Origin of the sequence: Saccharopolyspora antiqui (assembly GCF_052246905.1) — a bacterium.
Lineage (GTDB): Bacteria > Actinomycetota > Actinomycetes > Mycobacteriales > Pseudonocardiaceae > Saccharopolyspora.
The window spans coordinates 98,059-123,397 of sequence record NZ_JBQQBO010000003.1; the positions used below are offsets into that span (position 1 = coordinate 98,059).

General features: G+C 69.7%; 18 protein-coding genes. 11 read left to right on the forward strand and 7 right to left on the reverse strand.

Annotated elements, in window-relative coordinates:
* Positions 1-216 precede the first annotated feature (216 nt).
* On the reverse strand, positions 217-3,375 hold the full coding sequence (locus tag ACTWQN_RS07485) for an ATP-binding protein (protein ID WP_443202601.1): 3,159 nt from the start codon (positions 3,373-3,375) through the stop codon (positions 217-219).
* A gap of 105 nt (positions 3,376-3,480) precedes the next feature.
* On the opposite strand from ACTWQN_RS07485, the gene ACTWQN_RS07490 reads away from it, so the two are divergent.
* Together ACTWQN_RS07490 and ACTWQN_RS07495 are read left to right on the forward strand one after the other, a co-directional pair.
* A complete protein-coding gene (locus ACTWQN_RS07490; protein WP_443202602.1) occupies positions 3,481-4,353 on the forward strand; it encodes an NAD(P)-dependent oxidoreductase in 873 nt (290 codons plus the stop codon).
* 22 nt (positions 4,354-4,375) lie between these two features.
* The gene (locus ACTWQN_RS07495) at positions 4,376-5,239 is read left to right on the forward strand and encodes an NAD(P)-dependent oxidoreductase (protein ID WP_443202603.1); all 864 of its coding nucleotides are present in this window, start codon (positions 4,376-4,378) and stop codon (positions 5,237-5,239) included.
* Between the two features lie 51 nt (positions 5,240-5,290).
* On the opposite strand, the gene ACTWQN_RS07500 is transcribed toward ACTWQN_RS07495, so the two are convergent.
* From ACTWQN_RS07500 to ACTWQN_RS07510, 3 genes are read right to left on the reverse strand one after another with little or no spacing between them, the layout of a single operon-like run.
* Positions 5,291-6,190, reverse strand: coding sequence for a glycine betaine ABC transporter substrate-binding protein (locus tag ACTWQN_RS07500; RefSeq protein ID WP_443202604.1), 900 nt, complete (start codon positions 6,188-6,190; stop codon positions 5,291-5,293).
* Between the two features lie 37 nt (positions 6,191-6,227).
* Positions 6,228-7,127 carry an ABC transporter permease gene (locus ACTWQN_RS07505; RefSeq protein ID WP_443202605.1) on the reverse strand — a complete coding sequence of 300 codons (900 nt, stop codon included), beginning with the start codon at positions 7,125-7,127 and terminating at the stop codon, positions 6,228-6,230.
* Positions 7,120-8,319, reverse strand: coding sequence for a quaternary amine ABC transporter ATP-binding protein (locus tag ACTWQN_RS07510; RefSeq protein WP_443202854.1), 1,200 nt, complete (start codon positions 8,317-8,319; stop codon positions 7,120-7,122). Before ACTWQN_RS07510 ends, ACTWQN_RS07505 begins: the two co-directional genes overlap by 8 nt.
* Before the next feature lie 553 nt (positions 8,320-8,872).
* On the opposite strand from ACTWQN_RS07510, the gene mshC reads away from it, so the two are divergent.
* Both mshC and ACTWQN_RS07520 read left to right on the forward strand, forming a co-directional pair.
* Complete coding sequence (gene mshC, locus ACTWQN_RS07515) at positions 8,873-10,108, forward strand: cysteine--1-D-myo-inosityl 2-amino-2-deoxy-alpha-D-glucopyranoside ligase (RefSeq protein WP_443202606.1); 1,236 nt, start codon at positions 8,873-8,875, stop codon at positions 10,106-10,108.
* A 359-nt stretch (positions 10,109-10,467) separates the two neighbouring features.
* Complete coding sequence (locus tag ACTWQN_RS07520) at positions 10,468-11,700, forward strand: styrene monooxygenase/indole monooxygenase family protein (protein ID WP_443202607.1); 1,233 nt, start codon at positions 10,468-10,470, stop codon at positions 11,698-11,700.
* A gap of 46 nt (positions 11,701-11,746) precedes the next feature.
* Here ACTWQN_RS07520 and ACTWQN_RS07525 read toward each other — a convergent pair whose 3' ends face one another.
* Positions 11,747-12,856: a chitinase gene (locus tag ACTWQN_RS07525; RefSeq protein ID WP_443202608.1), complete on the reverse strand. Its 1,110-nt coding sequence runs from the start codon at positions 12,854-12,856 to the stop codon at positions 11,747-11,749.
* A 141-nt stretch (positions 12,857-12,997) separates the two neighbouring features.
* On the reverse strand, positions 12,998-13,903 hold the full coding sequence (locus ACTWQN_RS07530; RefSeq protein WP_443202609.1) for a PAC2 family protein: 906 nt from the start codon (positions 13,901-13,903) through the stop codon (positions 12,998-13,000).
* 189 nt (positions 13,904-14,092) lie between these two features.
* Here ACTWQN_RS07530 and ACTWQN_RS07535 point away from each other — a divergent pair, with 189 nt between their 5' ends.
* The 7 genes from ACTWQN_RS07535 to ACTWQN_RS07565 all read left to right on the forward strand — a co-directional run bounded on the left by ACTWQN_RS07535 (position 14,093) and on the right by ACTWQN_RS07565 (position 24,372).
* Positions 14,093-16,453: a lysylphosphatidylglycerol synthase domain-containing protein gene (locus tag ACTWQN_RS07535; protein ID WP_443202610.1), complete on the forward strand. Its 2,361-nt coding sequence runs from the start codon at positions 14,093-14,095 to the stop codon at positions 16,451-16,453.
* Between the two features lie 106 nt (positions 16,454-16,559).
* Positions 16,560-20,102 (forward strand): methionine synthase, encoded by a 3,543-nt coding sequence (gene metH, locus ACTWQN_RS07540; protein WP_443202611.1) that lies wholly within the window; start codon positions 16,560-16,562, stop codon positions 20,100-20,102.
* Positions 20,103-20,267: 165 nt separating this feature from the next.
* Positions 20,268-20,948 (forward strand): HAD family hydrolase, encoded by a 681-nt coding sequence (locus ACTWQN_RS07545; RefSeq protein WP_443202612.1) that lies wholly within the window; start codon positions 20,268-20,270, stop codon positions 20,946-20,948.
* Complete coding sequence (locus ACTWQN_RS07550) at positions 20,948-21,922, forward strand: homoserine dehydrogenase (protein ID WP_443202613.1); 975 nt, start codon at positions 20,948-20,950, stop codon at positions 21,920-21,922. Before ACTWQN_RS07545 ends, ACTWQN_RS07550 begins: the two co-directional genes overlap by 1 nt.
* A gap of 89 nt (positions 21,923-22,011) precedes the next feature.
* Complete coding sequence (locus tag ACTWQN_RS07555; RefSeq protein ID WP_443202614.1) at positions 22,012-22,275, forward strand: phosphoribosyl-ATP diphosphatase; 264 nt, start codon at positions 22,012-22,014, stop codon at positions 22,273-22,275.
* A gap of 153 nt (positions 22,276-22,428) precedes the next feature.
* Positions 22,429-23,277 (forward strand): ATP phosphoribosyltransferase, encoded by an 849-nt coding sequence (gene hisG / locus ACTWQN_RS07560; protein WP_443202615.1) that lies wholly within the window; start codon positions 22,429-22,431, stop codon positions 23,275-23,277.
* A 249-nt stretch (positions 23,278-23,526) separates the two neighbouring features.
* Positions 23,527-24,372 carry a VOC family protein gene (locus ACTWQN_RS07565; RefSeq protein WP_443202616.1) on the forward strand — a complete coding sequence of 282 codons (846 nt, stop codon included), beginning with the start codon at positions 23,527-23,529 and terminating at the stop codon, positions 24,370-24,372.
* A 42-nt stretch (positions 24,373-24,414) separates the two neighbouring features.
* Here ACTWQN_RS07565 and ACTWQN_RS07570 read toward each other — a convergent pair whose 3' ends face one another.
* The gene (locus tag ACTWQN_RS07570) at positions 24,415-25,305 is read right to left on the reverse strand and encodes a RecB family exonuclease (RefSeq protein WP_443202617.1); all 891 of its coding nucleotides are present in this window, start codon (positions 25,303-25,305) and stop codon (positions 24,415-24,417) included.
* Positions 25,306-25,339 lie beyond the last annotated feature (34 nt).

Below are 25,339 nucleotides of genomic sequence, written 5' to 3' on the forward strand. Positions count from 1 at the left end.
CCCACCCTCGTCGACTTTCAACAACGGTCGTCCTACCAGTCTCGCATCAGATGACCAATCGCGGAGATCGGTGCCGGGATTTCCGAATTTCGGGCCCGCCACAGTCTGAGCTCAGCGGGACCAGGGTGTTGGTGGTGCTGCAGGCGCTTGATCGATCTTGGGCGGGCTGCCCAGAACATCGTGCTCGCCGCACATCTGCTCGGGCAACGCGCACCGTCAAGCGTCCCAACCGCGGACGTCGACCAGTGCGTCGACGCCGTCCCACGGCATCGCGGAACCCCGACCGAACTCGGCGTCGAAACCCGCACCGCCCAAGGCTTTTCGGGCCGCAGCGGTGATCCGGTCGACGTCGTCGCGCTCTGCCGGAGGTAATGGGGCGCCGACGGAGTCCCGCGCCGCCGCGGCCGCGCCGAGCAGGCGGGCGGCCTGCGCCGGTTGGTCCGCCAGGGCCTCGGCACCGGCCAGGCCTTCGAGGGTCAGCGCTACCGCTCGGGGGTCCGTGCCGCGGCGGGCTATCCGGTAGGCCGACAGGTGGAGGTCGTGGGCCGCTGGGGCGTTGCCGCGCTGTTCGGCGAGGAAGCCCAGTTCGGCCAGGATCAGGGCGTTTCCCGGCTCGAACTCCACGCGGCGGTGCCATTCCAGCACGCGGCGCAGGTGCTGTTCGGCTTCGGCGAACCGGCCTTCCCGGCGCGAACCCAGCGCCAGCCCGATCTCCGCGTACATCTCCGCCGGGGTGAAACCGCGCTCGGCGGCCAGCCGCAGCGCGCGGGTGTGCAGGTCACGCGCCCGCGCGTAGTCGTGGGTGAGCAGTGCGACCCGGCCGAGCCAGGACGTCTGGTAGGCGACCTCCGCCCACAGTCCCAGGGCCTCGGCCTCGCGCAGGCCCTCGGCGTGGTGGCGCTCGGCGCTGGCGTAGTCGCCGACGATCTGGGCGATCGTGCCGAGCCCGTACGACGCCTGCGCCAGGCCCCAGCTGTCGCCGAGTTCCTGGAAGAGTTCGGCGCTGCGCGCGGCATCCCGGTGCGCTCCGGCCAGGTCGCCGCGCGTCATGCCGTAGGTCATCCGGTCGCTGAGCGCGGCTGCCAAGCCCCACCGGTCGCCCAGTTCCACGAACTCGGCGACCAGTTCGTCCACGTCGGGTTCGGTGTTGGACACATCGCCGATGGTTGCCTTCGCGTGGTACAGGAACCACCTGGCCCTTGCCCGATCGATGCGGTTTGCGATGCTCCGCCAGGCGTCGATGCGGTCGAAGGGCGCACCGGTCAGCAGCGCGATCCCGGCGTACCAGCTGGCTGCCTTGGTCCACGACTCGCCACCGCCCACGGCCAGCGCGGCGGCCAGCGACAGCCGGGCCTCGCTGAGCCTGCCGCGCAGGAACCAGCACCAGGTCAACGCGCTGGCCAGCCGCAACGCGCGTTCGGCGTCGTGTCGGATGCCGTCGTCCAGTGCGGTGCGCAGGTTCGCCGTCTCCGCGTCGAGCCGCTCCAGCCAGCGCTGCTGATCCCGGCCGCGCAACCGCGGTTCGGCTGCCTCGGCGAGCCGCAGGTAGTGGTCGTTGTGCCGCCGCCGCAGCGTTTCGTACTCGTCGGCGTCGTCGAGCCGGGCCAGGCAGTACGCCGCGACGGACTCCAGCAGCCGGTACCGACGGCCGCCGGTGGGCGTTTCGGTCGCGACGACCAGTGATCGGTCGACCAGCCGGGTCAGCAGGTCGAGCACCTCGGCGGGCTGGACACCGTCTCCGGAGCACACCGCCTCGGCGCTTTCCAGGGTGCAGCCGTCGCGGTGGATCGCCAGGCGGCGCAACACGATTCGCTCGGCGGTCGGCAGCAGCCGCCAGCTCCAGTCGATCACCGCGTGCAGCGTCCGCTGCCGCTCCGGGGCGTCGCGGGTGCCGAAGGTCAGCAGCGCGAATCGATCGTCCAATCTGGACTCAAGGATGCTCGTGCCGAGGGCCCGCACCCGGGTGGCGGCCAGTTCCAGCGCGAGCGGGATCCCGTCCAACCGGCGGCAGATCGCGGCGACAGCGGCCGAGTTCCCGGCGTCGACGGCGAACTCCGGCGACGCGGCGGCTGCCCGCGCGGTGAACAGCCGCACCGCGGCGGACGCCCGCACGGCGGCGAGATCGGCATCGGCCGCGGGCACGTCCAACGGCGATACCGGCAGCAGCGTTTCGCCGGAGATGCCCAGCGCCTCCCGGCTCGTGGCCAGCACCCGCAGTCCCGGCACGGCCCGCAGCAGTCGCGCGGCCATCCCGGCGGCGCTGGTGATCAGGTGCTCGCAGTTGTCGAGCACCAGCAGGACTTCCTTTGCGCGCAACGCGGCGACGAGCGGATCAGCGGGCGCGACGGGCACCGCGACGGCGTTCTCGCGCACGCCCAGCGCCGCCAGCACCGCGTGTTCCAGCGAACAAGTCTCGTCGCCGTCGGCGCGGATTCCGGCCAGCTCGATCAGCCACACCCCGTCCCGGAACGTCGAGGTGCGCGCGGCCTCGACGGCCAGCCGCGTCTTGCCGACCCCGCCCGGCCCGGTCAGCGTGATCAGGCGCGAGCCGCCCAGCAGCGACTTGACCTGCTCGACCTCCCGTTCTCGGCCGATCAGGTCGGTGACCGGCACCGGCAGGTTGTGCTCCGGCGGGGGTGGGGTGGCGAGCGCGACGTCCTGCGTCAGGATCGCCTGCTGCAGTTCGGCCAGCTCCGGGCTCGGATCGATGCCGAGTTCGTCGGCCAGCCGCTGGCGCAGGTCCGCGAGGCTCGCCAACGCCTCGCTCTGCCGCCCGGTGCGGTAGAGCGCACGCACCTGCACCGCGCGCAGCCGCTCGCGCAGCGGGTGTTCGGCCACCAGCTCGCCGAGCTCGCTGCCGAGCGCGGCGTGTTCGCCCAGCTCCAACCGGGTTTCGGCGAGTTCTTCCAACGCGCCGAGGCGTTCCTCGGCGAGCCGTTGGACGACGACCTGGGCGAACGGTTCGTCGGCGAAGTCGGCGAACGCCGGGCCCCGCCACAGCGCCAGGGCGTCGGCCAGCAGGGTCTTGCGCACCGCGGGTGCGCCGGTTTCGCGGGCCTGCGCGACGAGGCCGCGGAACCGGCGCGCGTCGACGGCCTCCGGTTCGATGTTCAGCGCGTAGCTGGGCGCCCGGTAGCTGATCAAGCCGGGTTCGCCCAGCGCCCGGCGCAGTTGGGACACCTTCGTCTGCAACGTGTTCGTCGGATTGCCGGGCGGCTGATCGCCCCACAGCACATCGATCAACCGGTCCGCGGACACCGGCCCGTCGTGGGCGAGCAGCACCGCGAGCAGGGTGCGCACCTTCGCCTCCGGCACCTGGACAGGGCTGCCGTCGGATGTCCACACCACCAGCGGGCCGAGCACACCGAAACGCACAACCGCCACGTTAGCCCGCGACCGCGACAGCACCCCCAGTCGATCATGCGCGGATCGTGCGCGGTCATCGGCAGAGTGGCTGCGAAAGCGACCGAAAGGAGCGAAATGTCCGACGACGAACCGGTTGTGAGCGTGCTCGGTCTCGGCGCGATGGGTACGGCACTGGCCGAAGCACTGCTGGCGACGGGGCACCGGACCACCGTGTGGAACCGCACCGCCGAGAAGGCGGACCCGCTGGTGGCCCGAGGTGCGGCCCGCGCGGACACGGCCGCCGACGCGATCATCGCGAGTCGGCTGGTCGTGGTCTGCCTGCTCGACTACGACTCGGTCAGCCAGGTGCTCGCCCCGCACACCGACGTGCTGGCCGGGCGGACCCTGGTCAACCTGACCAACGGAACTCCCGGCCAGGCCCGCCGGATGGCGGCCTGGGCGGCCGACCACGGGGCCGACTACCTCGACGGCGGCATCATGGCCGTGCCGCCGATGATCGCGACACCGGCGGCGTTCCTGCTCTACAGCGGGCCCAGCGGCGTTTTCGAGAAATCGCGGCCGGTGCTGGACGTCTTCGGCGAGAGCGTCTACCTCGGCAGCGACCCCGGCATGGCCGCGCTGCACGATCTGGCCCTGCTCAGCGGCATGTACGGCACGATCATGGGCGCGCTGCAGGCGTTCGCGATGGTCCGCTCGGCGGGCGTGCCGACGACCGAGTTCGCGCCGCTGCTGAGCCGCTGGATGGGCAGCATGGGCGGCTGGCCCGCCGCCGCGGCCGAACAGATCGACAAGGGCGACTACCGCGACGGCGTGGTCTCCAACCTCGCGATGCAGGCCGCCGCCTACCCGAACTTCAGGGCGGCCGCCGAAGAGTTGGGCATCAGCTTCGAACTGCTCGCCCCGCTGCACTCCCTGATGCGACGCAGGGTCGCCGACGGCCACGGCCACGAGGACCTCACCGGCGTCATCGAACTGCTCAAGAAGTGAGAATCCCTTGGAGGACAACGAAATGAATGAGTCCGTCACCCTGATCGGTCTGGGTCCGATGGGGCAGGCCATGGTCGACGCCCTGCTCAAGGGCGGCCACCCGGTGACCGTGTGGAACCGGACCGCCAGCCGCGCCGACGGCGTGGTCGCCCGCGGCGCGGTCCGGGCCGCCACCCCGGCGGAGGCGGTGCGGGCCAGCGGGCTGGTCGTCCTGAGCCTCACCGACTACCAGGCGATGTACGACATCCTGGGGCCGGTGGAGGACCTCAGCGGCCGGGTGATCGTCAACCTCAGCTCCGACACCCCAAAGAAGACCCGCGAAGCGGCGCGGTGGGCGGCCCAGCGCGGCGCCGAGTTCCTCACCGGCGGTGTCATGGTCCCGGCACCGCTGGTCGGCGGGGAATCCGCCTACGTCTTCTACAGCGGGCCGCAGGATGCCTTCGAAGCGCACGAGAAGACGCTGCGGCTCATCGGCAAGCCGAACTACGTCGGCGCGGATCCGGGCCTGGCGCAGCTCTACTACCAGGCGCAGCTCGACATCTTCCTGACCAGCCTGTCGGCGTTCCTGCACGCGACCGCGCTGGTCGGCGCGGCGGGCGTGACCGCGCAGGAGTTCGTGCCCTGGGCCGTGGACAACTTCAACATGATCTCCTACTACCTGCCGACGGCGGCGGCGCAGATCGATGGCGGCGACCATCCCGGTGACCTGAGCACCGCGACCATGATGGGCGCGACCGCCGACCACATCCTGGCGGCCAGCCAGGCCGCGGGCATCGACGTCGAACTGCCGCGCGCCATCAAGGCGCACTACGACCGCGCCATCGCCGCAGGTCGGGGCGGGGACAACTGGACCAGGCTGATCGACGGCATCCGGAAACCGCGGTGACGAAAGCGGCCGGTGGGCCAACACCCACCGGCCGCCTGGCAGATCTTCAGGTCACGGGGTGAAGAACGTGTTCACCACGGCCGGGTTCTGCGCCGCCCACTGCCTGGCGGCGTCGTCCTCCTTGCCCTTCCCGGCGTTGTTGATCGCGTCTTCCAGCGACGCGAGCTGCTGGTCGTCCAGCTTGAACTTCTTGATCATGTCGGTGACCTCGGGGAAGTCCTGGCTGAAGCCCTTGCGGCCGATCGCGTGGATCTCCTCGGCCTTGCCCATCGCGCCCTGCGGGTCCTGCAGGTCCTTGATCGGGTAGCGGGCGTAGGCCCAGTGCGGGTGCCACAGCGTGACCACGATCGGCTTCTGCTCCTCGGTCGCCTTCTGCAGCGCGGCCAGCATCGCGGTCGTCGACGAGGTCTGCAGGTTGTACTCGCCGCTGAGACCGTAGGCCGGGATCGCGTTGTCCTTGGTGATGCGGGTCAGACCGGCGCCGGGGTCGATGCCGGTGATCATACCGTTGAACTGCGCAGCCTTGCCCTTGAGGTCGGCGATGGTGTTGATGTCGGTCATGTACTTCGGCACCGCGATGTTCAGCGTCGCCTGGTTGTACCAGACCGTCAGGTCCTCCAGTTGCGGTCCGTACTGCCGCCAGTAGTCGGCGTGCGTCTCGGGCAGCCAGCCGTCCAGGAACACGTCGATGTTGCCCTGCGAGAGCCCGGCGTACATCGGGCCCGCCTCCAGCTCCTGGGTTTTGACCTGGTAGCCCTTCTGCTCCAGCAGCACTTTGTAGAGGTGGGTGACCGCGATGTCCTCGTCCCAGGCGATGAAACCGATGTTGATCGTCTTCTGCTGCTGTCCCGTCTGCACTTCGCGCCCACCGCACCCGGCGGCCACCAGTACCAGCGCGGCCAGCGCGGCGAGGAGCGCGAAGAGTCTGCGTGATCTTCTTCCGGTCAACATTCCTGCCCTGCCTTTCTGCGGCGACCGCTCAACCGGCTCATCCGGTCTTGGCCGCCTTGCGCTCCGCCCGCGCCACCGGCGAGCGGTCGGACAACACGGCGGTGATGCGGTCCAGGTAAACCGCGAGGATCACCACCGAAAGCCCAGCTTCGAAACCCAGGTCCAGTTGGACGCGGGTGACCGCCTGGTAGATCTCGGAGCCCAGCCCGGTGGCACCGACCATGCCCGCGATGACCACCATCGACAGCGCGAGCATGATCACCTGGTTGATGCCCGCCATGATCGACGGCATCGCCAGCGGGAGCTGGATCCCGGTGAGGATCTTGCGGTTGGGTGCGCCGAAGGCCTCCCCGGCCTCGACGACCTCGGCGTCGACCTGCCGGATGCCCAGTTCGGTCAGCCGGACCCCCGGCGGCAACGCGAAGATCACCGTGGCGACCACGCCCGGCACCAACCCGACGTTGAAGAAGAAGATCACCGGGATCAGGTAGACGAACGCTGGCATGGTCTGCATCAGGTCCAGCACCGGCCGCACGACCATGCTGACCCGCGCGTTGCGCGCCGAGAGGATCCCCACCGGAATCGCGATGACCACCGCGATGACGGCCGCGACCAGCACCAGCGAAAGGGTCTGCATCGCCGCTTCGAATTCCTGCATGCTCACGATCAGCCCGAAGCCGATCAGGCTGAACAGCGCGAACCGCCAGCTGCGCAGCCACAGCGCCAGCGCGGTGAACACCAGCACCATGACCAGATCGGGCAGCCAGGTCAGCGCGAAGGTCAGCCCCGTGACCGCCGAATCCAGCACCAGGTAGATGAAGTCGAAAACTGGGCCGATGTTGTTGTTCAGCCAGTCCACCACGGCCGCGAACCACGTCCCGACCGGGATTCTGGGCAGCTCGAACTGGGCGGCGAGGTAGAGGGTGCCATTAGCCATCGGATGCCTCCTGGATCTCGGCGGCCACCACTGGCTCCTGGCTCAACGCCTGGAAGACCGCGGCGGGCGTGACCACACCGAGCAGCCGGTGCTGCTTGTCGACCACCGGCAACGGCACCGAGCGGGCGCTCATCCGGCTGAAGAGCTCCTTCATCGGCGTGTTGTCGGCCACCGGGTCGGCGACCGGGGTCAGCGCCGAGGCCACGTCGCCGCGGCCGTCCCGCCGAGCCCGTTCGGCGGCGGTGGCGCTGAGCTCGCCGAGCAGGCGCCGGTCGCCATCGGCGACGAACAGCAGGTCGGTGTCGTGCCGGTGCATGAGGTCGAGAGCTTCGTCCGGGCTGGCCCCGGCCACCAGCGGCGTGGCCAGCGGCTCGGCGATCGATGCGGCGGTGAGCACTCGGCTGCGGTCGACGTCCTGGACGAACCTGGCGACGTAGTCGTCGGCCGGTTCGCTGAGGATCTGCTCGGAGGTGCCGATCTGCACGATCCGCCCGGCCCGCATCACCGCGATGCGGTCCCCGAGGCGCATCGCCTCGTTGAGGTCGTGGGTGATGAAGATGATCGTCTTGCCCAGCTTGGCGTTGAGGTTGAGCAGCTGGTCCTGCATCTCGCGTTTGATCAGCGGGTCCAGCGCGCTGAACGCCTCGTCCATCAGCAGCACGTCGGTCTGCGCGGCCAGTGCGCGGGCCAGCCCGACGCGTTGCCGCATGCCGCCGGAGAGCTGCTGCGGATAGCGGTCCTCCCAGCCCTCCAGGCCGACCAGGCTCAGCGCCTCGCGGGCCCGTTCGGTGATCTCGGACTTGTCTGCGCCCTTGATCCGCAGCCCGTACCCGGCGTTGTCCAGCACGGTGCGGTGCGGGAACAGGGCGAAGTGCTGGAACACCATGCTCATCCGCTGCTGGCGCATGGTGCGCAGCGCCTTGCCGGACATCGCGGTGATGTCCTCGTCATCCAAGAACACCTGGCCCGAGCTGGGCGTGAGCAGCCCGTTGAGCATGCGGATCAGGGTCGACTTGCCGGAGCCGGACAGCCCCATGACGACGAACGTCTCGCCCTCGGAGACGGTGAACGACGCGTCCACGACCGCGGCGGTCGCACCGGCCGCCTGGATCTCCTCCTGGTCGGCTCCCGCCTGCAGGCGGCGGACCAGTTCCTTCGGCTGTGGCCCGAAGACCTTGTAGAGCCGCTCCACACGTACCGATGTCACCGATCGCCTCCACCTGCTCTACCGGTACCGGGTTGTTCTCCTGGCCGCCGGTGGCCATGCGAATTTTTGATCTCGCCGATCCAATCGTCATGTCGCAGATTTGTGTTCAGTCCTTTCGCGTGGCCGTTGATCATAGTTAGCGGTGCGGCCGTGTCCAGCCATTCGGGTGAAGATGTGATTGCGGTACGGGTGTCCGACTTGGTTGGTCCGGGTCGTTAGCGTATGCCCTTAGTGGGCCTCTGACGTGCGATTATTTTATTTCTCGTCAAAATGGTCCCACTTCGTGACAGGCGTTGCGATGTGATAGATGGAATCGATCACAATTGGTCGTTCTGGGTTGTTTTGCCGGAAATTTCCCGGTCGGAAATGATCTTGACGTGGCCTTGATTCGTGAATTGCTGGCCGGAATTCGATCGGTTCCGACAAGATCTTTTGCCCGGTTGGTGCGCCCGGGGAGCCGCCGCGCGTCCCACGATGTGATACGGGTGTTGGTCCAGGTGGCGGCGTCCACCGCGCGGGGACGTTTAAGGTCGGATGCATGCAACCCTGGTCATCGGTTCCCGTGCCTCAGGTGCCCGGCACCCCTCGGCCCCTGCACCTCTTCGACACCGCCGCCGGTGAGATCAGGCCCACCGAACCTGGGCCCGTCGCGCGGATGTACGTCTGCGGCATCACCCCGTACGACGCGACGCACCTCGGCCACGCCGCGACGTACCTGGCGTTCGACCTGGTCCACCGGGTTTGGCTGGACAACGGTCACCAGGTCCATTACGTGCAGAACGTCACCGACATCGACGACCCGCTGCTGGAGCGCGCCGAGCGCGACCACGAGGACTGGGTTGTGCTCGCGATGCGCGAGACCGCGTTGTTCCGCGAGGACATGGAGGCCCTGCGGGTGGTGCCGCCGGTCGACTTCGTCGGCGCGGTCGAATCCATCCCCGAAATCGTCGAGGCGATCGGCAAGCTGCTGTCCTCCGGCGCGGCCTACCGGGTCGACGACGAGTACCCGGACATCTACTTCCGGCACGGGTCCACCGGCAACTTCGGCTACGAGTCCAACTACGACGAGGCGACCATGCTCGGCTTCTTCGCCGAGCGCGGCGGCGACCCGGACCGGCCCGGCAAGGAGCACCCGCTGGACGCGCTGCTGTGGCGGACGGCCCGGGACGGCGAGCCGTCCTGGGAATCCGAGCTCGGCGCCGGGCGGCCGGGCTGGCACCTGGAATGTTCGGTCATCGCGCTGAACCGGCTCGGGCTCGGCTTCGACGTGCAGGGCGGCGGCTCGGACCTGATCTTCCCGCACCACGAGTTCAGCGCCGCGCACGCCGAATCGCTCACCGGCGAGTTCCCGTTCGCCAAGCACTACGTGCACGCCGGGATGATCGGCCTGGACGGCGAGAAGATGTCGAAGTCCAAGGGAAACCTGGTGTTCGTCTCCCGGCTGCGCGGTGATCAGGTGGACCCGATGGCCATCCGGCTGGCGCTGCTGGAGGGTCACTACCGCTGCGATCGGTCGTGGACGGCGGACGCGCTGGCCAGGGGCACCGAGCGCCTGGCGCGTTGGCGGGCGGCCGTCGCGCTGCCAGCCGCCCCGGCGGCGGAGGCGACGGTCGCGAGGCTGCGCGAGCGGCTGGCCGACGACCTGGACACCGCGCAGGCGCTGCGCGCCGTCGATGCCTGGGCCGAGCAAGCGCTGGCGGGCGGCGGCTCCGATCAGGGCGCCCCGCAACTGATCCGCACCGCCGTGGATGGTCTCCTGGGCGTCGAGCTCTGAGGGCCCGCGGCGATTTCGCGCGAAATCGCCCACCCACCCGCACCATCGCCACCGAACTGGGCCCCGAAATCCGCAGTCAATACGGAGGGTGATCGGAAACCTGGAAATCGGGTTTCCGGTCACCCTTCCGGAGTTGATCAATTCCGATCAGTCATCTGCTGGATTTGGAAAAATAGCCTGGTCAGCGGTTATTTTCCACCACTCGGAGATACCGTCCGTTCGTACATGGACTTCCGCAATGCCCGTCTGGTTTGATCTCGCCCGGTTACTGGGAGCAATCGGCTGAATCCGCTGCGGCAACAAGCCGCGGTGGTCGGCTGCGCCCGAAGTTCGGGGATCAAAACGAGAGGTGACCGGGTATGCGGAAGGTCCTGATCATCGGGGCGGGACAATCCGGCTTGCAGCTGGCGCTTTGCCTGCAGGCGCGCGGATATGCCGTGACGTTGATCTCGGCGCGCACGCCGGAGGAGATCCGCGGCGGCCGGATCATGTCCACCCAGTGCATGTTCCACGCCGCGTTGCAGCGCGAACGCGAGTACGGCCTGAACCTGTGGGAGGCGCAGGCGCCGAAGATCACCGCGGTGCGGCTGTCGGTCGGCGGACCGGACGGCACCCCCGCGCTGGACTGGCGGGGAGAGCTCGCCGACTACGCCCAGTCGGTGGACCAGCGCGTGAAAATGGCTGGCTGGCTCGAACTCTTCGCCGAGCGCGGCGGTACCGCCGAGTACCGCGGCGTCACACTGTCCGAATTGGACTCGCTGAGCCGGGACCACGACCTGGTGGTGATCGCGTCGGGCGCTGGGGAGCTCGGCCGGATCTTCCAGCGGAACCCGCAGCGCTCCCCGTACGCCGCACCGCAGCGGGCGCTCTCGGTCGCCTACGTGCGCGGCGCCGCGCCGTCGACCGGGCTAGACGACGCCGGGGCGGTCCGGTTCAACGCGGTGCCGGGTGTCGGCGAGCTCTTCGTCATCCCCGGCTACACCTCGGGCGGCGCCTGCGACATCCCCTTCTTCGAAGGGATTCCGGGCGGCCCGCTGGACTGCTGGTCGGATCGTCCCGGCCCGGCGGAGCACTGGGCGCGGATGCTGGAGCTGATGCGCGCCCACCTGCCGTGGGAGTACGAGCGGTTCGCCGGGGCCGAGTTGACCGACGATCGGGCTGTCCTGGCCGGTGCGGTGACCCCGGTGGTGCGCGAACCGGTGGCGCAACTGCCCTCCGGTGCGCTGGTGCTGGGCATGGGAGATGCCGTGGTGACCAACGACCCGATCACCGGGCAGGGCGCCAACTCCGCGAACAACTGCGCGCAGTCCTATTTGGACAGCATCGTGGCGCGCGGCGACCGGCCCTTCGACCGGGAGTGGATGCAGCAGTCCTTCGACCGGTTCTGGGAATACGCCAAGCACGTGGCGGCGTGGACCAACGCCTCGCTGCAACCGGCGCCGCCGCACGTGATGCGGCTTTTCGGTGCGGCGGCGCAGATTCCGGCGATCCGCAACCGCTTCGCGAACGGCTTCAACAACCCCGAGGATTTCCAGACCTGGTTCCTCGACCCGACCGGCGCGGACGAGTACCTCAGCAGCGTTAGTGGGTGAGGGGCACCCGTGACCAAGTAACTGGGTCACGGGTGCCCCTCACCGGTCACCTGATCGAGGGTTGGTAGGCGTCGTGGCTGCGGGCGAACTCGTTGTTGTGGAAGGCGTCCCAGTTGATCGACCACGCCATCAGGCCGCGTAGTGCGGGGTAGGTGCCGTGTGGTTGGTACGGGCCGCAGCCGGCGCCCGCGCGCACGCAGTCGAGTGCCTTGTGGACTTCCGGCACCGGGGTGAATCCGTTGCCCGCCGGGTTGGCCGCGGGCAGGCCGATGGCGACCTGTGCCGGGCTCAGCGGGGCGAAGACGTTGTCCGGGTTCTTCGCCAGCGGGAACCCGGTCAGCAGCATGTCGATCATCGCCACGTGGAAGTCCGCGTTGCCCATCGTGTGGTACTGGTCGTCCAGCCCCATCACCGGACCCGAGTTGTAGTTCTGCACGTGCAGCAGATCCAGCTGCGCCCGCAGCGCCTCGATCACCGGCAGGTAAGCACCCGCCCGCGGGTCGGCGCCGCTGCCACCGCCGTAGTGCTCGTAACCGACCTGGACGAAGAACGTCTCGGGCGCCATGGTCAGCACGAACGCCTCGCCGTAGCGGTCGGAGAGCGCCCGGAGGGCGTCGATCAGGTTGACCACGACCGGCGTGGTCGGATTCTTCAGGTCGGTGTCACCGGGCGCGAGTTCCAGCGAGTGGCCCTCGAAGTCGATGTCGATGCCGTCCAGGCCGTAGCGGTCGATGATCGCGGCGGCGGATTCGACGAACGCGTCCCGCGCGCCCGTGGTCTCCAGCCGCACCTGCCCGTTCGCGCCGCCGACCGACAGCAGCACCTCCTTGCCTTCGGCCTGCTTCGCCTTGATCCCGGCGATGAACTCCGCTTCGGTCTCGACGTTCGGGCATTCCTCGACGGGGCAGAGGTTGAACTCCAACTGGCCGGAGGTCGGGGAGGTGGGTTCGGCGAAGGCCAGATCGATGACGTCCCACTCCGGGGGCACATCGGCGACCGGCAGGTAGCCGGAGCCGTTGGCGAAGCTGGCGTGCAGGTACCCGACCAGGGCGTGGCTCGGGATGTCCGGGGCGGCGGGCTCGGGTGCAGCCGACGCGGGGATCGCGGGTAGCGCCAGCCCGACCAGGGCGGCGAGCGCGATGCGGAACCGTGGCATGCGGTGCTCCGATCCGGGGGAATGATCCGAGGCACAAAAATGGACTGGACCATTGAGCGGAGTCAAGATCCAGTCCATTTGTCGCCACCGGGCCTCGCGAGCGGTCGTACCGGAACGACCCCTCACGGGCACCGACGCGGATCAGCCCGGGCCAGGCCCCAGCGGACCCTTGCCGCCGGGGCCGCGGCGGCGCAGGTAGCGCTCGAACTCCGCCGCGATGGCATCGCCGCTGGCCTCGGTCAACTTGACCTCCGCGTCCCCGCGCTCCTCCAGCGCGCGGACGTAGTTGCGGACGTCCTCGTCCTCCTCGGCCATCTCGCTGACGGTCTGCTCCCACTCCTCGGCCTGCTCGGGCAGGCTGCCCAACGGCACCTCGACGTCGAGCGCGTCCTCCACCCGGTGCAGCAGCGCCAGCGTCGCCTTCGGCGACGGCGGCTGCGACACGTAGTGCGGCACCGCCGCCCAGAACGAGATCGCCGGGATCCCGGCCTGCACGCAGGCGTCCTGGAAGACCCCGACGATGCCAGTCGGCCCCTCGTAGCGGGAGCGCTCCAGGCCGTAGCGGGCCGCTGAATCGGTGTCGTAGGCGGCGCCGCTGACCGGCACCGGCCGGGTGTGCGGCGCATCCGCGAGCAGTGCGCCCAGCGTGACCACGGTGCGGGCGCCGAGCTGCTCGATCTGTTCGACGAGCTCGGCGCAGAACGCCCGCCAGCGCATGTTCGGCTCGATGCCGTGCACCAGGACCACGTCGTGATCGCAGCCCGGCGGGCGGCAGACCGTCAGCCGCGTGGTGGGCCAGGTGACCTGGCGGGTGATGCCGTCGACCAGCTTGACCGTCGGGCGGGTGACCTGGAAGTCGTAGTACGGGTCCGGGTCGATCTCGCTCAACGGCGTCGCGTCCCAGATGAGCTGCAGGTGCTCGATCGCGGAGCTGGCGGCGTCGCCCGCATCGTTCCAGCCTTCGAAGGCGCTGACCACGATCGGATCGGTCAGCTGGGGGAGTTCGGCGCGCGATGGTTCGGTGATGTGTGCGTCGCGATCGGTCACTGGGTCAGCCTACGACGCCGCGCCGACGCCAGCTCCCGACATCCCGCAGCTCGTTGCGCCTGGCCGGGGCAGCGCTGCCGGGATGTTGCCGGATGCCGGTTTGACGTGGGGTGTTGTGGGAAAGACGCTTTACCCGGGTCGCCGCGCGGGGCGGCGCGGGGCAGCGGGAGAGGAAGTCCGATCCGGGCAGTGGACAACACCAGGCCGTCACCGAGCGACGAGATCGGGATCTCGCCGAGGTCCCGGCTGCGGTTGTCGATCGGCCGCCGCCCCAGGGACTTCGCCCAGCTCGGCCTGGTCGGCGGGCTGCTGGTGCTCGGCGTGCTGCTGGTGCTGGTGCCCGCCAACCCCGTCGAGATCGCCATCTACCAGCAACTCGGTCGCATCCCGGCGGTCTCCGACCCGCTCTGGGTGGCGCTGACCTGGCTGGGTTCGTGGGCCGGGATCGCGGGCGTCACCGCGTTGGCGCTGTACTTCGGCTGGATCCGGGTGGCGCTGCTGTGCGCCGGATCGGGCGCGTTGACCTGGGGATTGGCCCAGCTGATGCACCACCTGCTGGGCGCCCGTTCGGTGCCCGCGCCGCTGCTGGGGCTGTTTCCGTTCCCCGCCGAGGAAGTGGCCATCGTGGCAGTGCTGGTGGTGGTCGCCGCGCCGTACCTGGGCGGCTCGGCGCGGTATGCCGGGTGGGGGCTGACAGCGCTGGTCGGGGTGGCGGTGGTGCACCTCGGCGGCCACCTGCCGCTGGACGCCGTGGGCGGCGCGCTGCTGGGCTGGGGTGTCGGGACGTTGTCGCACGTCGTCTGGGGCGCTCCGGGGCGCAAGATCTCCGACCAGGTGATCTACGGCGAACTTGAGTTGGCGGGGCTGAAACCGACCTCGATCGTCGCGCTGCGGCAGCGGCTGCTGGAGCCGCGCGAGTTCGCAGTGCAAACCGAAGACGGGCGGACGCTGCGGGTCAAGGTGGTGCGGCGGTTGAGCCGCCGCGCCGGGCCCTGGTACAAGATCAAACGGCTGCTCACCTTGCTCGACGTCCAGGACGAGCCGCGGCTGTCGACCCCGCACCACGAGGTCGAGCACGAGGCCTACGTGACGCTGCTCGCCGAACGTGCCGGGGTGCGCACCCCGGAGGTCGTGCTGGCCTGCGACGTCAAGCACGCGCCCGCGCTGCTGGTGGTGTGCCAGGTGACGGGGCGCAGGCTGCCGGAGCTGCGGCCCGACGAGATCGACGACGAACTGCTGGTGGCGATCTGGGCGCAGCTCGCCGCGCTGGCCGAAGCCCGCATCGCCCACCACGATCTGCGGGCGAAGAACATCCTGGTCGACACCGAGAACCGGCCCTGGCTGCTGAGCTTCACCTTCAGCCACCCGGGTGCGGACGCCGCGCGCTGCGCCCAGGACCTGGCCGAGGCGCTGGTGTCGCTGGCCTCGGTGGTGGGCACCGATCGGGCGGTGTCCACCGCGATCCGCGCGCTGCCCGGCGAGCAGTTGGCCGCGGCGCTGCGGAACCTGATCCCGCTGGCCCTGCCGAGGCGGATTCGGGCCCAGGCCGAGCGCAGGCGCTATCTGATGGCCGAACTGCGCGAGACGCTCGCGGACGGCCTCGGTCGTCCGATCCCGGGTTTCCGCTCACCGGTTCGCCCGGTCACCGTGGTGGGCCTGCTGCTCATCGGCGCTGCCGTCTACCTGCTGCTGCCGGAGCTGTCCAGCATGGGTGAGGTGCTGGGCGCCGTGCGGCGGGCCAACTGGGGTTGGCTCGCGGTGGCCGTGCTGACCGGGTTCGTGGCGATCCTGCTGTCGTCGATCTCGGTGCAGGGCTCCAGCCGCATCCCGCTGCCGTTCTGGCGCACCTTCGCGGTGCAGATGGCCGCCGCGTTCACCGGGCGAACCACGCCCGGCGGCGCCGGGTTCTTCGGCATCAACGTGGTCTACCTGGAACGGCTGGGGCTGCGTCGACCGCTGGCGGTCGGGGTGACGTTGCTGAACCAGGCGGGCACCGGGGCGGTGGCGTTCGTGGTGGCCGTGGTCGGGGCGTTCGGCGCGGGCTTGGCGGGGACGTTCCGCAACCTGTCCATCCCGACCGGCTGGCCGGTGCTGGTGGCCGTCGTCGCGGTGCTGGTGGTGGCCGGTGCGGTGATCGGCTCGCCGTTCGGTCGCCGCAAGATCGTCGGCCCGGCGCTGGCGGTCGGCCGCGAGTTGTTCGACACGCTGCGGCACCCGGTCCGCGCCGTCCAGCTGTTCGGCGGCGCGTTCGGCTACCTGGTGGTGTCGGGCCTGGGCTTGGCCGCGACGCTGGCCGCCTTCCACTCGGAGTTCTCCTGGACGGCCGTGACGGTCGTGTTCATCGTCGGCAGCACCCTCGGCCATCTGGTGCCCTCGCCCGGCGGGCTCGGCGCGGTGGAGGCCGCGCTGCTGGCCGGGCTGGGCGCGATGGGCGTGCCCGCGACGGCGGCGGTGACGGCAGTGCTGGTCTCCCGCCTGCTGACCTACTGGCTGCCCGTCCTCCCCGGCATAGCGGTGTTCCGCTACCTGCAACACCACGACGTCATCTAGTGCTCGGCTTGGGTTCGGAAGCGGGCGGCCACCTCGAAGACAGGCGTCCCAGGGCTCGGACCACACTCTGAGAACCGGGTTGGCGACCCTCCGTACATTGGGTGCTATGCCGCATTCCCCCTGGTCACCCCTGCTGGAGGCGCTTGAGCGCCGGGTCTTGGTCGCTGACGGGGCGATGGGCACCATGTTGCAGGAGGTGCCGCTGAGCCTCGACGACTTCGCGGGGTTGGAGGGCTGCAACGAGATCCTCAACGCCACTCGCCCGGACGTGGTGCGCGGTGTGCACCGCGGCTACCTCGCGGCGGGCGCGGACGCCATCGAGACCAACACCTTCGGCGCGAACCTGGCCAACCTCGGCGAGTACGGCATCGCCGATCGCATCCGCGAGCTCGCCGAGCGCGGCGCGCAGCTGGCCCGCGGCTGCGCCGACGAGTTCGGCACCGCCGAGCAGCCCCGGTTCGTGCTGGGTGCGGTGGGGCCGGGCACCAAGCTGCCGACGCTGGGGCACGTGGGTTTCGAGGCGCTGCGCGACGCCTACGAACAGCAGACCGTCGGCATGCTCGACGGCGGGATCGACGCCGTGCTGGTGGAGACCTCCCAGGACCTGCTGCAGACCAAGGCGGCGGTGCTGGCCGCCAAGCGCGGCATGGCGCGGGCCGGGCGGCGGGTGCCGATCATCGCGCAGGTGACGGTGGAAACCACCGGCACGATGCTGTTGGGCACCGAGATCACCGCGGCGCTGACCGCGCTGGAACCGCTGGGCATCGACCTGATCGGGATGAACTGCGCGACCGGCCCGGCGGAGATGAGCGAACACCTGCGCCAGCTGGCCAAGTACTCGCGGGTGCCGCTGTCGGTGATGCCCAACGCCGGACTGCCCGAACTGGGGCCGGGCGGTGCGGTCTACCCGCTGACGCCGGAGGAACTGGCCGAGGCGCTCGCCGAGTTCGTCACGAACTTCGGCGCACGCCTGGTCGGCGGCTGTTGCGGTACGACCGGCGAGCACATCCGACAGGTCGTCGCGGCGGTGCGCGAGCTGGCGCCGCCGCGCAGCGAGTCGCGTCCCGAGCCGGGCGTCAGCTCGCTGTACCAGGCGGTGCCCTTCGACCAGGACGCATCGGTGCTGGTGATCGGCGAGCGCACCAACGCCAACGGCTCCAAGGCATTCCGCGAGGCGATGCTGGCAGGCGACTACGACGACTGCATCGAGATCGCCAAGGCCCAGACCCGCGACGGCGCGCACCTGCTCGACCTGTGCGTGGACTACGTGGGCCGCGACGGGGCCGCCGACATGGCCGAGCTGGCGTCGCGGCTGGCCACCGCGTCGACGCTGCCGGTCATGCTGGACTCCACCGAGCCGCCGGTGCTGCGCGCCGGGCTGGAGCGGCTCGGCGGCCGGTGCGTGGTCAACTCGGTGAACTACGAGGACGGCGACGGCCCGGACTCCCGCTACCGGCGGGTCATGGAGCTGGTCCGCGAGCACGGCGCGGCGGTCGTGGTGATGTGCATCGACGAGGACGGGCAGGCGCGCACCGAGGACTGGAAGCTGCGGGTCGCCAACCGGATGATCCACGACCTCACCACCAACTGGGGGCAGGCCGAATCCGACATCATCATCGACTGCCTGACCTTCCCGATCTCCACCGGTCAGGAGGAGGTGCGCCGGGACGGCATCGAAACCATCGAGTCGATCCGCGAACTCAAGCGGACGCATCCGGAAGTCCGCACCACGCTTGGCATTTCGAACATCTCCTTCGGGTTGAACGCGGCGGCGCGGCAGGTGCTCAACTCGGTGTTCCTCAACGAGTGCCGGGACGCGGGTCTGGACACCGCGATCGTGCAAGCCTCGAAGATCCTGCCGATGAACAAGATCCCCGACGAGCAGCGGCAGGTCGCCTTGGACCTGGTGTACGACCGGCGCCGCGAGGGTTACGACCCGTTGCAGAAGTTGATGGAGCTCTTCGAGGGCCAGACCACCAAGTCCAGCCGGGCGTCGCGCGCCGAGGAACTGGCGGCGCTGCCGCTGTTCGAGCGGCTGGAGCGGCGCATCGTCGACGGCGAGCGGGGTGGGTTGGAAACAGACCTGGACGTGGCGATGGGTGAGAAGCCGCCGCTGGAGATCATCAACGCGAACCTGCTGGCGGGTATGAAGGTCGTCGGCGAGCTGTTCGGTTCCGGGCAGATGCAGTTGCCGTTCGTGTTGCAGTCCGCTGAGGTGATGAAGGCCGCGGTCGCCTACCTGGAACCGCACCTGGAGAAGGATTCCGCCGACGGCAAGGGCACCCTGGTGTTGGCCACCGTCAAGGGCGATGTGCACGACATCGGCAAGAACCTGGTCGACATCATCGTGTCCAACAACGGCTACCACGTGGTCAACCTCGGCATCAAGCAGCCGATCAACACGATCCTGGAGAGCGCGCAGCAGCACGGCGCGGACGCGATCGGCATGTCCGGGCTGCTGGTCAAGTCCACGGTGATCATGAAGGAGAACCTGGCGGAGATCAACGCCAGGGGAATGGCGGACCGATACCCGGTGCTGCTCGGCGGTGCGGCGCTCACCCGGTCCTATGTGGAGAGTGATCTCGACGAGCTCTACCAGGGCGAGGTGCGGTACGCGCGGGACGCCTTCGAGGGCCTGCGGCTGATGGACTCCATCATGGCCCGCAAACGTGGCGGCGTGGTGGTCCCGGACCCGGCCGAGGAGGCGAAGAAGGCCGAGCGCAAGGCGCGTCGGGAACGGTCGCTGCGGATCGCCGAGCAGCGCAGGGCGGCGGCGGAACCCGCACCGATCGGCCGGTCCGATGTGGCCACCGACGTCCCGGTGCCCACCCCGCCGTTCTGGGGGACCCGCGCGGTGCGCGGCGTGCCGATCGGCGAGTACGCGGCTTATCTGGACGAGCGGGCCACCTTCTTCGGGCAGTGGGGACTGCGCGGCGCGAAGCAGGGTCCGTCCTATCGGGAACTCGTCGAGTCGGAGGGGCGACCGAGGCTGCGCTACTGGATGGATCAGCTTGCCACCGAAGGGATTCCGCAGCACGCGGCGGTGGTCTACGGCTACTTCCCGTGCGTGTCCGAAGGCGACGATCTGGTGGTGCTGGACAAGGACGAAGTGGACGCACCGGAGCGCTGCCGCTTCACCTTCCCCAGGCAGGCCCGCGACCGGCGGCTGTGCCTGGCGGACTTCTTCCGCTCGCGGGAGCGCGCCGAGGCCACCGGCCAACTGGACGTGTTGCCGTTGCAGCTGGTGACCATGGGGCAGCCCATCGCGGACCGCGCGGGCGAACTGTTCGCCCGCAACGCCTACCGCGACTACCTGGAGCTGCACGGCCTCGGTGTGCAGCTCACCGAGGCGCTGGCCGAGTACTGGCACCGCCGCGTCCGGCAGGAACTGCTGTTCGCGCCGGGCGTTCCGGTCGCCGCGGCAGATCCGTCCACAGTGGAGGAATTCTTCGAGCTGGGCTACCGGGGTGCCCGCTTCTCGCTGGGCTACGGCGCCTGCCCGAACCTGGCGGACCGCGCCAAGATCGTCGATCTGCTGCAACCGGAGCGAATCGGCGTGGCGCTGTCCGAGGAGTTCCAACTCCACCCGGAGCAATCCACCGACGCCATCGTCGCCCACCACCCCGAAGCCAAGTACTTCAACACCTGATCCGGTGATGAGTGAAGGGCACCTTCGACCGGCATAGTCGGTCAAAGGTGCCCTTCACCTCGATGCGGACGAGTGATTGGACACTTTTGGTGGGGTATTCCGGGTTCGGGTGTTGTACTTGGGATGGCACTGGTCGAACCTCTTCGGAACGGAGCTCGCCGCCTGATGACCCGCGATGCCGGACCCGCCGCTGTGCTGTTCGACATGGATGGCACGCTCGTCGACTCCGAGAAGCTGTGGACCATCGCCCTGGACGACTACGCCGCGCATCGCGGGGGCGCGCTCACCGACACCACCAGAGAAGCGATGGTCGGCTCCAACATGACCCGCAGCATGCGGTTGCTGCTGACCGACATCGGCGTCGCCGACGGTGACGCCGATGTCGACGCGGCGGCGCAGTGGGTCACCGCCCGGATGGTCGCGCTGTTCCAGCAGGGCCTGCCGTGGCGACCGGGCGCGCCGGAGGCGCTGCGCGAAGCCCGTGCGCTGGGCATTCCCACCGCGCTGGTGACCTCGACGATCCGCTCCCTGACCGACCTGGCGCTGGAGACACTCGGCCGGGACTCCTTCGACGTGACGGTCTGCGGCGACGAGGTGGACGGCAAGAACAAGCCCGACCCCGAGCCCTACCTGAAGGCCGCCCGGCTGCTCGACGTGGACCCCGCGGAATGCGTCGCCATCGAGGATTCGCCGACCGGTGTGGCCGCCGCCGAAGCCGCCGGTTGCGTCGTGATCGCCATCCCGTGCGAGGTCCCGCTGCAGTCCGGCCCGCACCGGGTGCTGCGCGAATCGCTGGCGGACGTGGACTTCGCCGCGCTCGGCGACCTGTTCACCAGGGCGGCCTGATGCTCGACGTCCCGATCGTCCTGGCCGGATACGGCCGGGTCGGCCGGGAATACGTCGAACTCGTCCGACAGCACAGCGTGCGGTGGCGTCAGCGCTACGACGTGGACCTGCGCGTCGTCGCGGTCCGCGGCCGGAGCACCCAGACAGAGGTCGACGCGGCCGTACCGCCCCGCGAGCAGTGGGCTGCGGCAGCGGATCTCGCCGAACTGCTCGCGCGCACCGGCGCCCGCGTGCTGGCACAGGCGGTGCCCTCCGACGGCAGTGAGCAACCCGGCCTGGACGCGCTGCTCGCCCTCCGGCACGGCGCGCACGTCGTGACAGCGACCAAGTCCCACCTGCTCGCGCGGTGGCGCCAGCTCGACGCCACCGCGCGGACCGCCGGGCGGTCGGTGCGGATCTCCGGCGCCACCGGGGCCGCGATGCCCGCCGGTGACCTGGCCCGATCGGCGTTGCGCGGGTTCGACGTCCGCGCCGTGCAAGGCTGCCTCAACGGCACCGCGACCTTCGTGCTCGACCAGCTCGCCGCCGGGCAGGGGATCGCCGCGGCCGTCGCCGAAGCCCAGCGGCGCGGCATCGCCGAAGCCGACCCCACCGCGGACCTCTCCGGCCAGGACGCCGCCACCAAGTTTCGGCTGGTCAGCGGCCTGCTGTGGGGTTGGGACCCGGCCGCTGCCACGGTCGAGACCGAGCCGATCCGCGAACCGTTGCCGCCCGCCGAGCCCGGCACGCGACTCCGGCAGGTCGCCAGCGCGCGGTTCGACGAACCCGACCTGGTGCGCGTGGAGCTGCGGGCCGAGCCGGTGGCCGGCCCGCTCGGGTCGCTGGTCGGCCCGGAGAAGGCGGTGCGCTACGACTGCGGCGACGCTGGCGCGGTCACCGTTTCCGGCGGACGATCCAGCCCGCAGGGCGCCGCGCTGGCGATGATCAAGGACACGCTGGGCGCGGCGCTGGAGGCGACCACCGGATTTCGGTGACGTGGATTCGCGGTGACCTGCCGTGATGCAGCCCGCAACGAACAGGTCCGCCGTCAACCTCGACGAGCGGAGATGCGAGGATCGAGCACGTGAAGACCTTCGACGAGTTGTTCGCCGAACTGCAGGAACGAGCCCGCACCCGCCCGGCGGGCTCGGCGACGGTGGCCGCGCTCGACGCCGGGGTGCATGCCCAGGGCAAGAAGGTCCTCGAAGAAGCCGGCGAGGTGTGGATCGCGGCCGAACACGAGTCCGACGATCAGCTCGCCGAGGAGATCTCGCAGCTGCTGTACCGGCTGCAGGTCATCATGCTGGGGCGTGGACTGTCCCTTGAGGACGTCTACCGCCACCTGTGACAGGCCATGCTGATCGGAGTGGGGATGTGCTCAGGCGCACGTGCCGCAAGGCGAGCGGCGAAGCCGCTTCCTGCCATGCTCGCACTGAGGTTTCGCTACCCGCACCGCTGCTCAAGATGATCCGTGCAATTTAGAAGAAGGAGATCGAGTCCCATGCTGCGTGTGGCTGTGCCCAACAAGGGCACGCTGGCCGGTCCCGCATCCGAGATGCTCGCGGAAGCCGGGTACCGGCAGCGCCATGAGCAGCGGGACCTGACCGTGCTCGACACCACCAACGACGTCGAGTTCTTCTTCCTGCGCCCCAAGGACATCGCGATCTACGTCGGCTCCGGGGAACTCGACCTCGGGCTCACCGGTCGCGACCTGGCCCTGGATTCCGGCGCCCCGGTCGAGGAGCGGCTCGGGCTCGGCTTCGGCAACTCCACCTTCCGCTACGCCGCACCGGCCGGGCCGCACGAGTGGACCGTCGCCGACCTGCAGGGCAAGCGGATCGCCACCTCCTACCCGAAGCTGGTCGCCGACGACCTGGCCCGCCACGGCGTGACCGCCGAGGTCATCCGGCTCGACGGCGCGGTGGAGATCTCCATCCAGCTCGGCGTCGCCGACGCCATCGCCGACGTGGTCGGCTCCGGTCGAACCCTGCGCCAGCACGGGCTGGTCGCCTTCGGCGAGCCGATCTGCGACTCCGAGGCGGTGGTGGTCCAGCGGCGCGGATCCGACGAGGAGTCGGCCAAGAAGCAGCTGGTCGCCCGCCTGCAGGGCGTGGTGTTCGCCCAGCAGTACGTGATGCTGGACTACAACTGCCCGCGCGAACTGCTCGACGACGCGACGAAGATGACCCCGGGCCTGGAGTCGCCGACGATGTCGCCGCTGGCCGACGACCGCTGGGTGGCGGTGCGCGCGATGGTCTCCCGCAAGGAAGCCCCCGCGATCATGGACCGCCTGGTCATCGTCGGAGCCAAGGCGATCCTGTCCTCGGACATCCGAGCCTGCCGCCTGTAGGGGCCCACCGGCCGGATGGCCGTAGCCACTGCTCTGTTCGAGCGAACGCCATGTTCAGCCCGCTCGCATCGCGCGAGGCTGGACATGGCGTTTCGTTCGGTCTTCCGACGAAATCGGCGATCCTCGGGAGGTTGTCCGAAACGTCGGGCTGCTCCATCGGAATGTGACCAGATTGGCCCACCGAGCCGCACGCGATGCGGATAATGGAGTGCCGTAGACGATCTTGGACAAGCCGGTGGGGGTGAGGAAATGGCCGTCGTGGTACCGGGAACGACCCCGCCGCGGTGGGAGCTCTACGCGGGAATGCCCTGTTGGATAGAGCTGATCAGCACAGATCTGGAACGAGCCTGCGAGTTCTACGCGGGGCTGTTCGACTGGGAGTACGAGACGCACCGCGATCCGATCTCCGGGGAGCACTTGATCGCGTTGCGGGAAGGATTCCCGGTGGCGAGCCTGCGCGCCGCATCCGGTGACCAGTCGAGCTGGCGGCTCTACCTCGCCACCTCGGACTGCGCCGCGTCGGTCGAGCGGGCCGAATCGCTCGGTGCCGCGCTGACCGTGCCGAGCAACCACGTGCCGCGGGTGGGTACCAAGGCCGTGCTGATGGGACCGGCCGACGCCGAGTTCGGGCTGCTGGAACCCGAGGAGTCCTGGCAGTTCGACGTCGGGTTGCCGGGCACCCTGATGTGGGCCGAGCTGGTCATCATCAAGGCGCAGACCGCGGATCTCTTCTTCCAGGAGCTGTTCGGCTACGCCGCCGAGCAGTTCGGCACCGAGCACCGCTCCGACTACTCGGTCTGGTACCTCGGCGACGAGTCGGTGTTCGCGCGGGTCAGCATGATCCGCGAGTTCATCTCCGAGAACACCCGCCCGCACTGGTTGCTGTACCTCGGTGCGGACGCGGCGGTCGGCACCGACGAGCTGGTGCACAAGGCGATCGCCCTCGGCGGTCGGGTCCGGGTGGATCCCTACGACTCCAGCATCGGCCGCGTCGCGGTGCTGCGTGATCCCACCGGTGGCCGCTTCGCGGTCGTCGACCCGACCCAGGCCGGCGACTTCGGCACCGCCGCCAACTACGACCCGTACGAGGACTGACCGCTCGTGAGCGGTTGTTCCGGTTCCTGCCGGAGCAACCGCTCAGTCGGTGCGGTCGAGGACCGACTCCGGCCCGGGGTCGGGTTCCGGCCAGCCCGGATAGGGCGGGGGTGTGCCGTCGAAGGCCGGGCAGAGCGCCTTGTGGTCGCAGTAGTCGCACAGGCGGCTGGGGTTCGGGCGGAAATCACCGGTCTTCCCGGCCCGCAGGATCGCCTGCCAGATCGCCTCCAGGGTGCGCTCGAAGCGGCGCAGCTCGGTCTCGTCCGGCGTGTAGGCCAGCGACTGCTTGCTGGCCAGGTACATCAGCAGCAACTGGCGCGGGATCTCGCCGCGGGTGCGCCAAACCACCAGCGCGTAGAACTTCATCTGGAACATCGCCTTGGCCTCGCCGATCTCCCGCGGCGCGGCACCGGTCTTGTAGTCGACCAGCCGGATCTCGCCGGTCGGCGCCACATCGACCCGGTCGATGAAACCGCGCAGCAGCACCCCGGAATCCAGCTCGGTCTCCACCCGCAGCTCGCAGGCCTCCGGCTCCAGCCGACGCGGATCCTCCAGCTCGAAGTAGGCGTCCAGCAGCGTGTTCGCCGATTCCAACCAGCCCGCCAGCTCGGGATCCTCCGGCCCGTCGAACAGCTCGCCGAGCTCCGGCTGCTGCGCGAGCAGGTTCTGCCACGCGGGGCCCAGCAGCTCCCGGGCCTGGGCCGGGTCGCGCTCGGGGGTCGGCAGCCCGAACAGCCGTTCCAGCACCGAGTGCACCACCGTGCCGCGCACCTGCGCCCTGGTCGGCGTCTCCGGCAGCCGGTCCACGGCCCGGAACCGGTACAGCAGCGGGCATTGCTTGAAGTCGCTCGCGCGGGACGGGGACAGCGCCGGGCGCTTGGCCCGCCCGTCCCGGGATGTCCCGTCTGCCACCACTGGTGCCGGTTCCGCCATGGCCCGAAACCCTAATCGAGCCGTCCGACACGCG

What these genes read in the sequence shown, in the direction of transcription:
- ACTWQN_RS07500 (WP_443202604.1), bottom strand. Translation starts at nt 6,190, where the DNA reads ATGTTGACCGGAAGAAGATCACGCAGACTCTTCGCGCTCCTCGCCGCG.
- metH (WP_443202611.1), top strand. Translation starts at nt 16,560, where the DNA reads ATGCCGCATTCCCCCTGGTCACCCCTGCTGGAGGCGCTTGAGCGCCGG.
- ACTWQN_RS07505 (WP_443202605.1), bottom strand. Translation starts at nt 7,127, where the DNA reads ATGGCTAATGGCACCCTCTACCTCGCCGCCCAGTTCGAGCTGCCCAGA.
- ACTWQN_RS07545 (WP_443202612.1), top strand. Translation starts at nt 20,268, where the DNA reads ATGACCCGCGATGCCGGACCCGCCGCTGTGCTGTTCGACATGGATGGC.
- ACTWQN_RS07565 (WP_443202616.1), top strand. Translation starts at nt 23,527, where the DNA reads ATGGCCGTCGTGGTACCGGGAACGACCCCGCCGCGGTGGGAGCTCTAC.
- ACTWQN_RS07490 (WP_443202602.1), top strand. Translation starts at nt 3,481, where the DNA reads ATGTCCGACGACGAACCGGTTGTGAGCGTGCTCGGTCTCGGCGCGATG.
- ACTWQN_RS07570 (WP_443202617.1), bottom strand. Translation starts at nt 25,305, where the DNA reads ATGGCGGAACCGGCACCAGTGGTGGCAGACGGGACATCCCGGGACGGG.
- hisG (WP_443202615.1), top strand. Translation starts at nt 22,429, where the DNA reads ATGCTGCGTGTGGCTGTGCCCAACAAGGGCACGCTGGCCGGTCCCGCA.
- ACTWQN_RS07520 (WP_443202607.1), top strand. Translation starts at nt 10,468, where the DNA reads ATGCGGAAGGTCCTGATCATCGGGGCGGGACAATCCGGCTTGCAGCTG.
- ACTWQN_RS07495 (WP_443202603.1), top strand. Translation starts at nt 4,376, where the DNA reads ATGAATGAGTCCGTCACCCTGATCGGTCTGGGTCCGATGGGGCAGGCC.
- ACTWQN_RS07525 (WP_443202608.1), bottom strand. Translation starts at nt 12,856, where the DNA reads ATGCCACGGTTCCGCATCGCGCTCGCCGCCCTGGTCGGGCTGGCGCTA.
- ACTWQN_RS07550 (WP_443202613.1), top strand. Translation starts at nt 20,948, where the DNA reads ATGCTCGACGTCCCGATCGTCCTGGCCGGATACGGCCGGGTCGGCCGG.
- mshC (WP_443202606.1), top strand. Translation starts at nt 8,873, where the DNA reads ATGCAACCCTGGTCATCGGTTCCCGTGCCTCAGGTGCCCGGCACCCCT.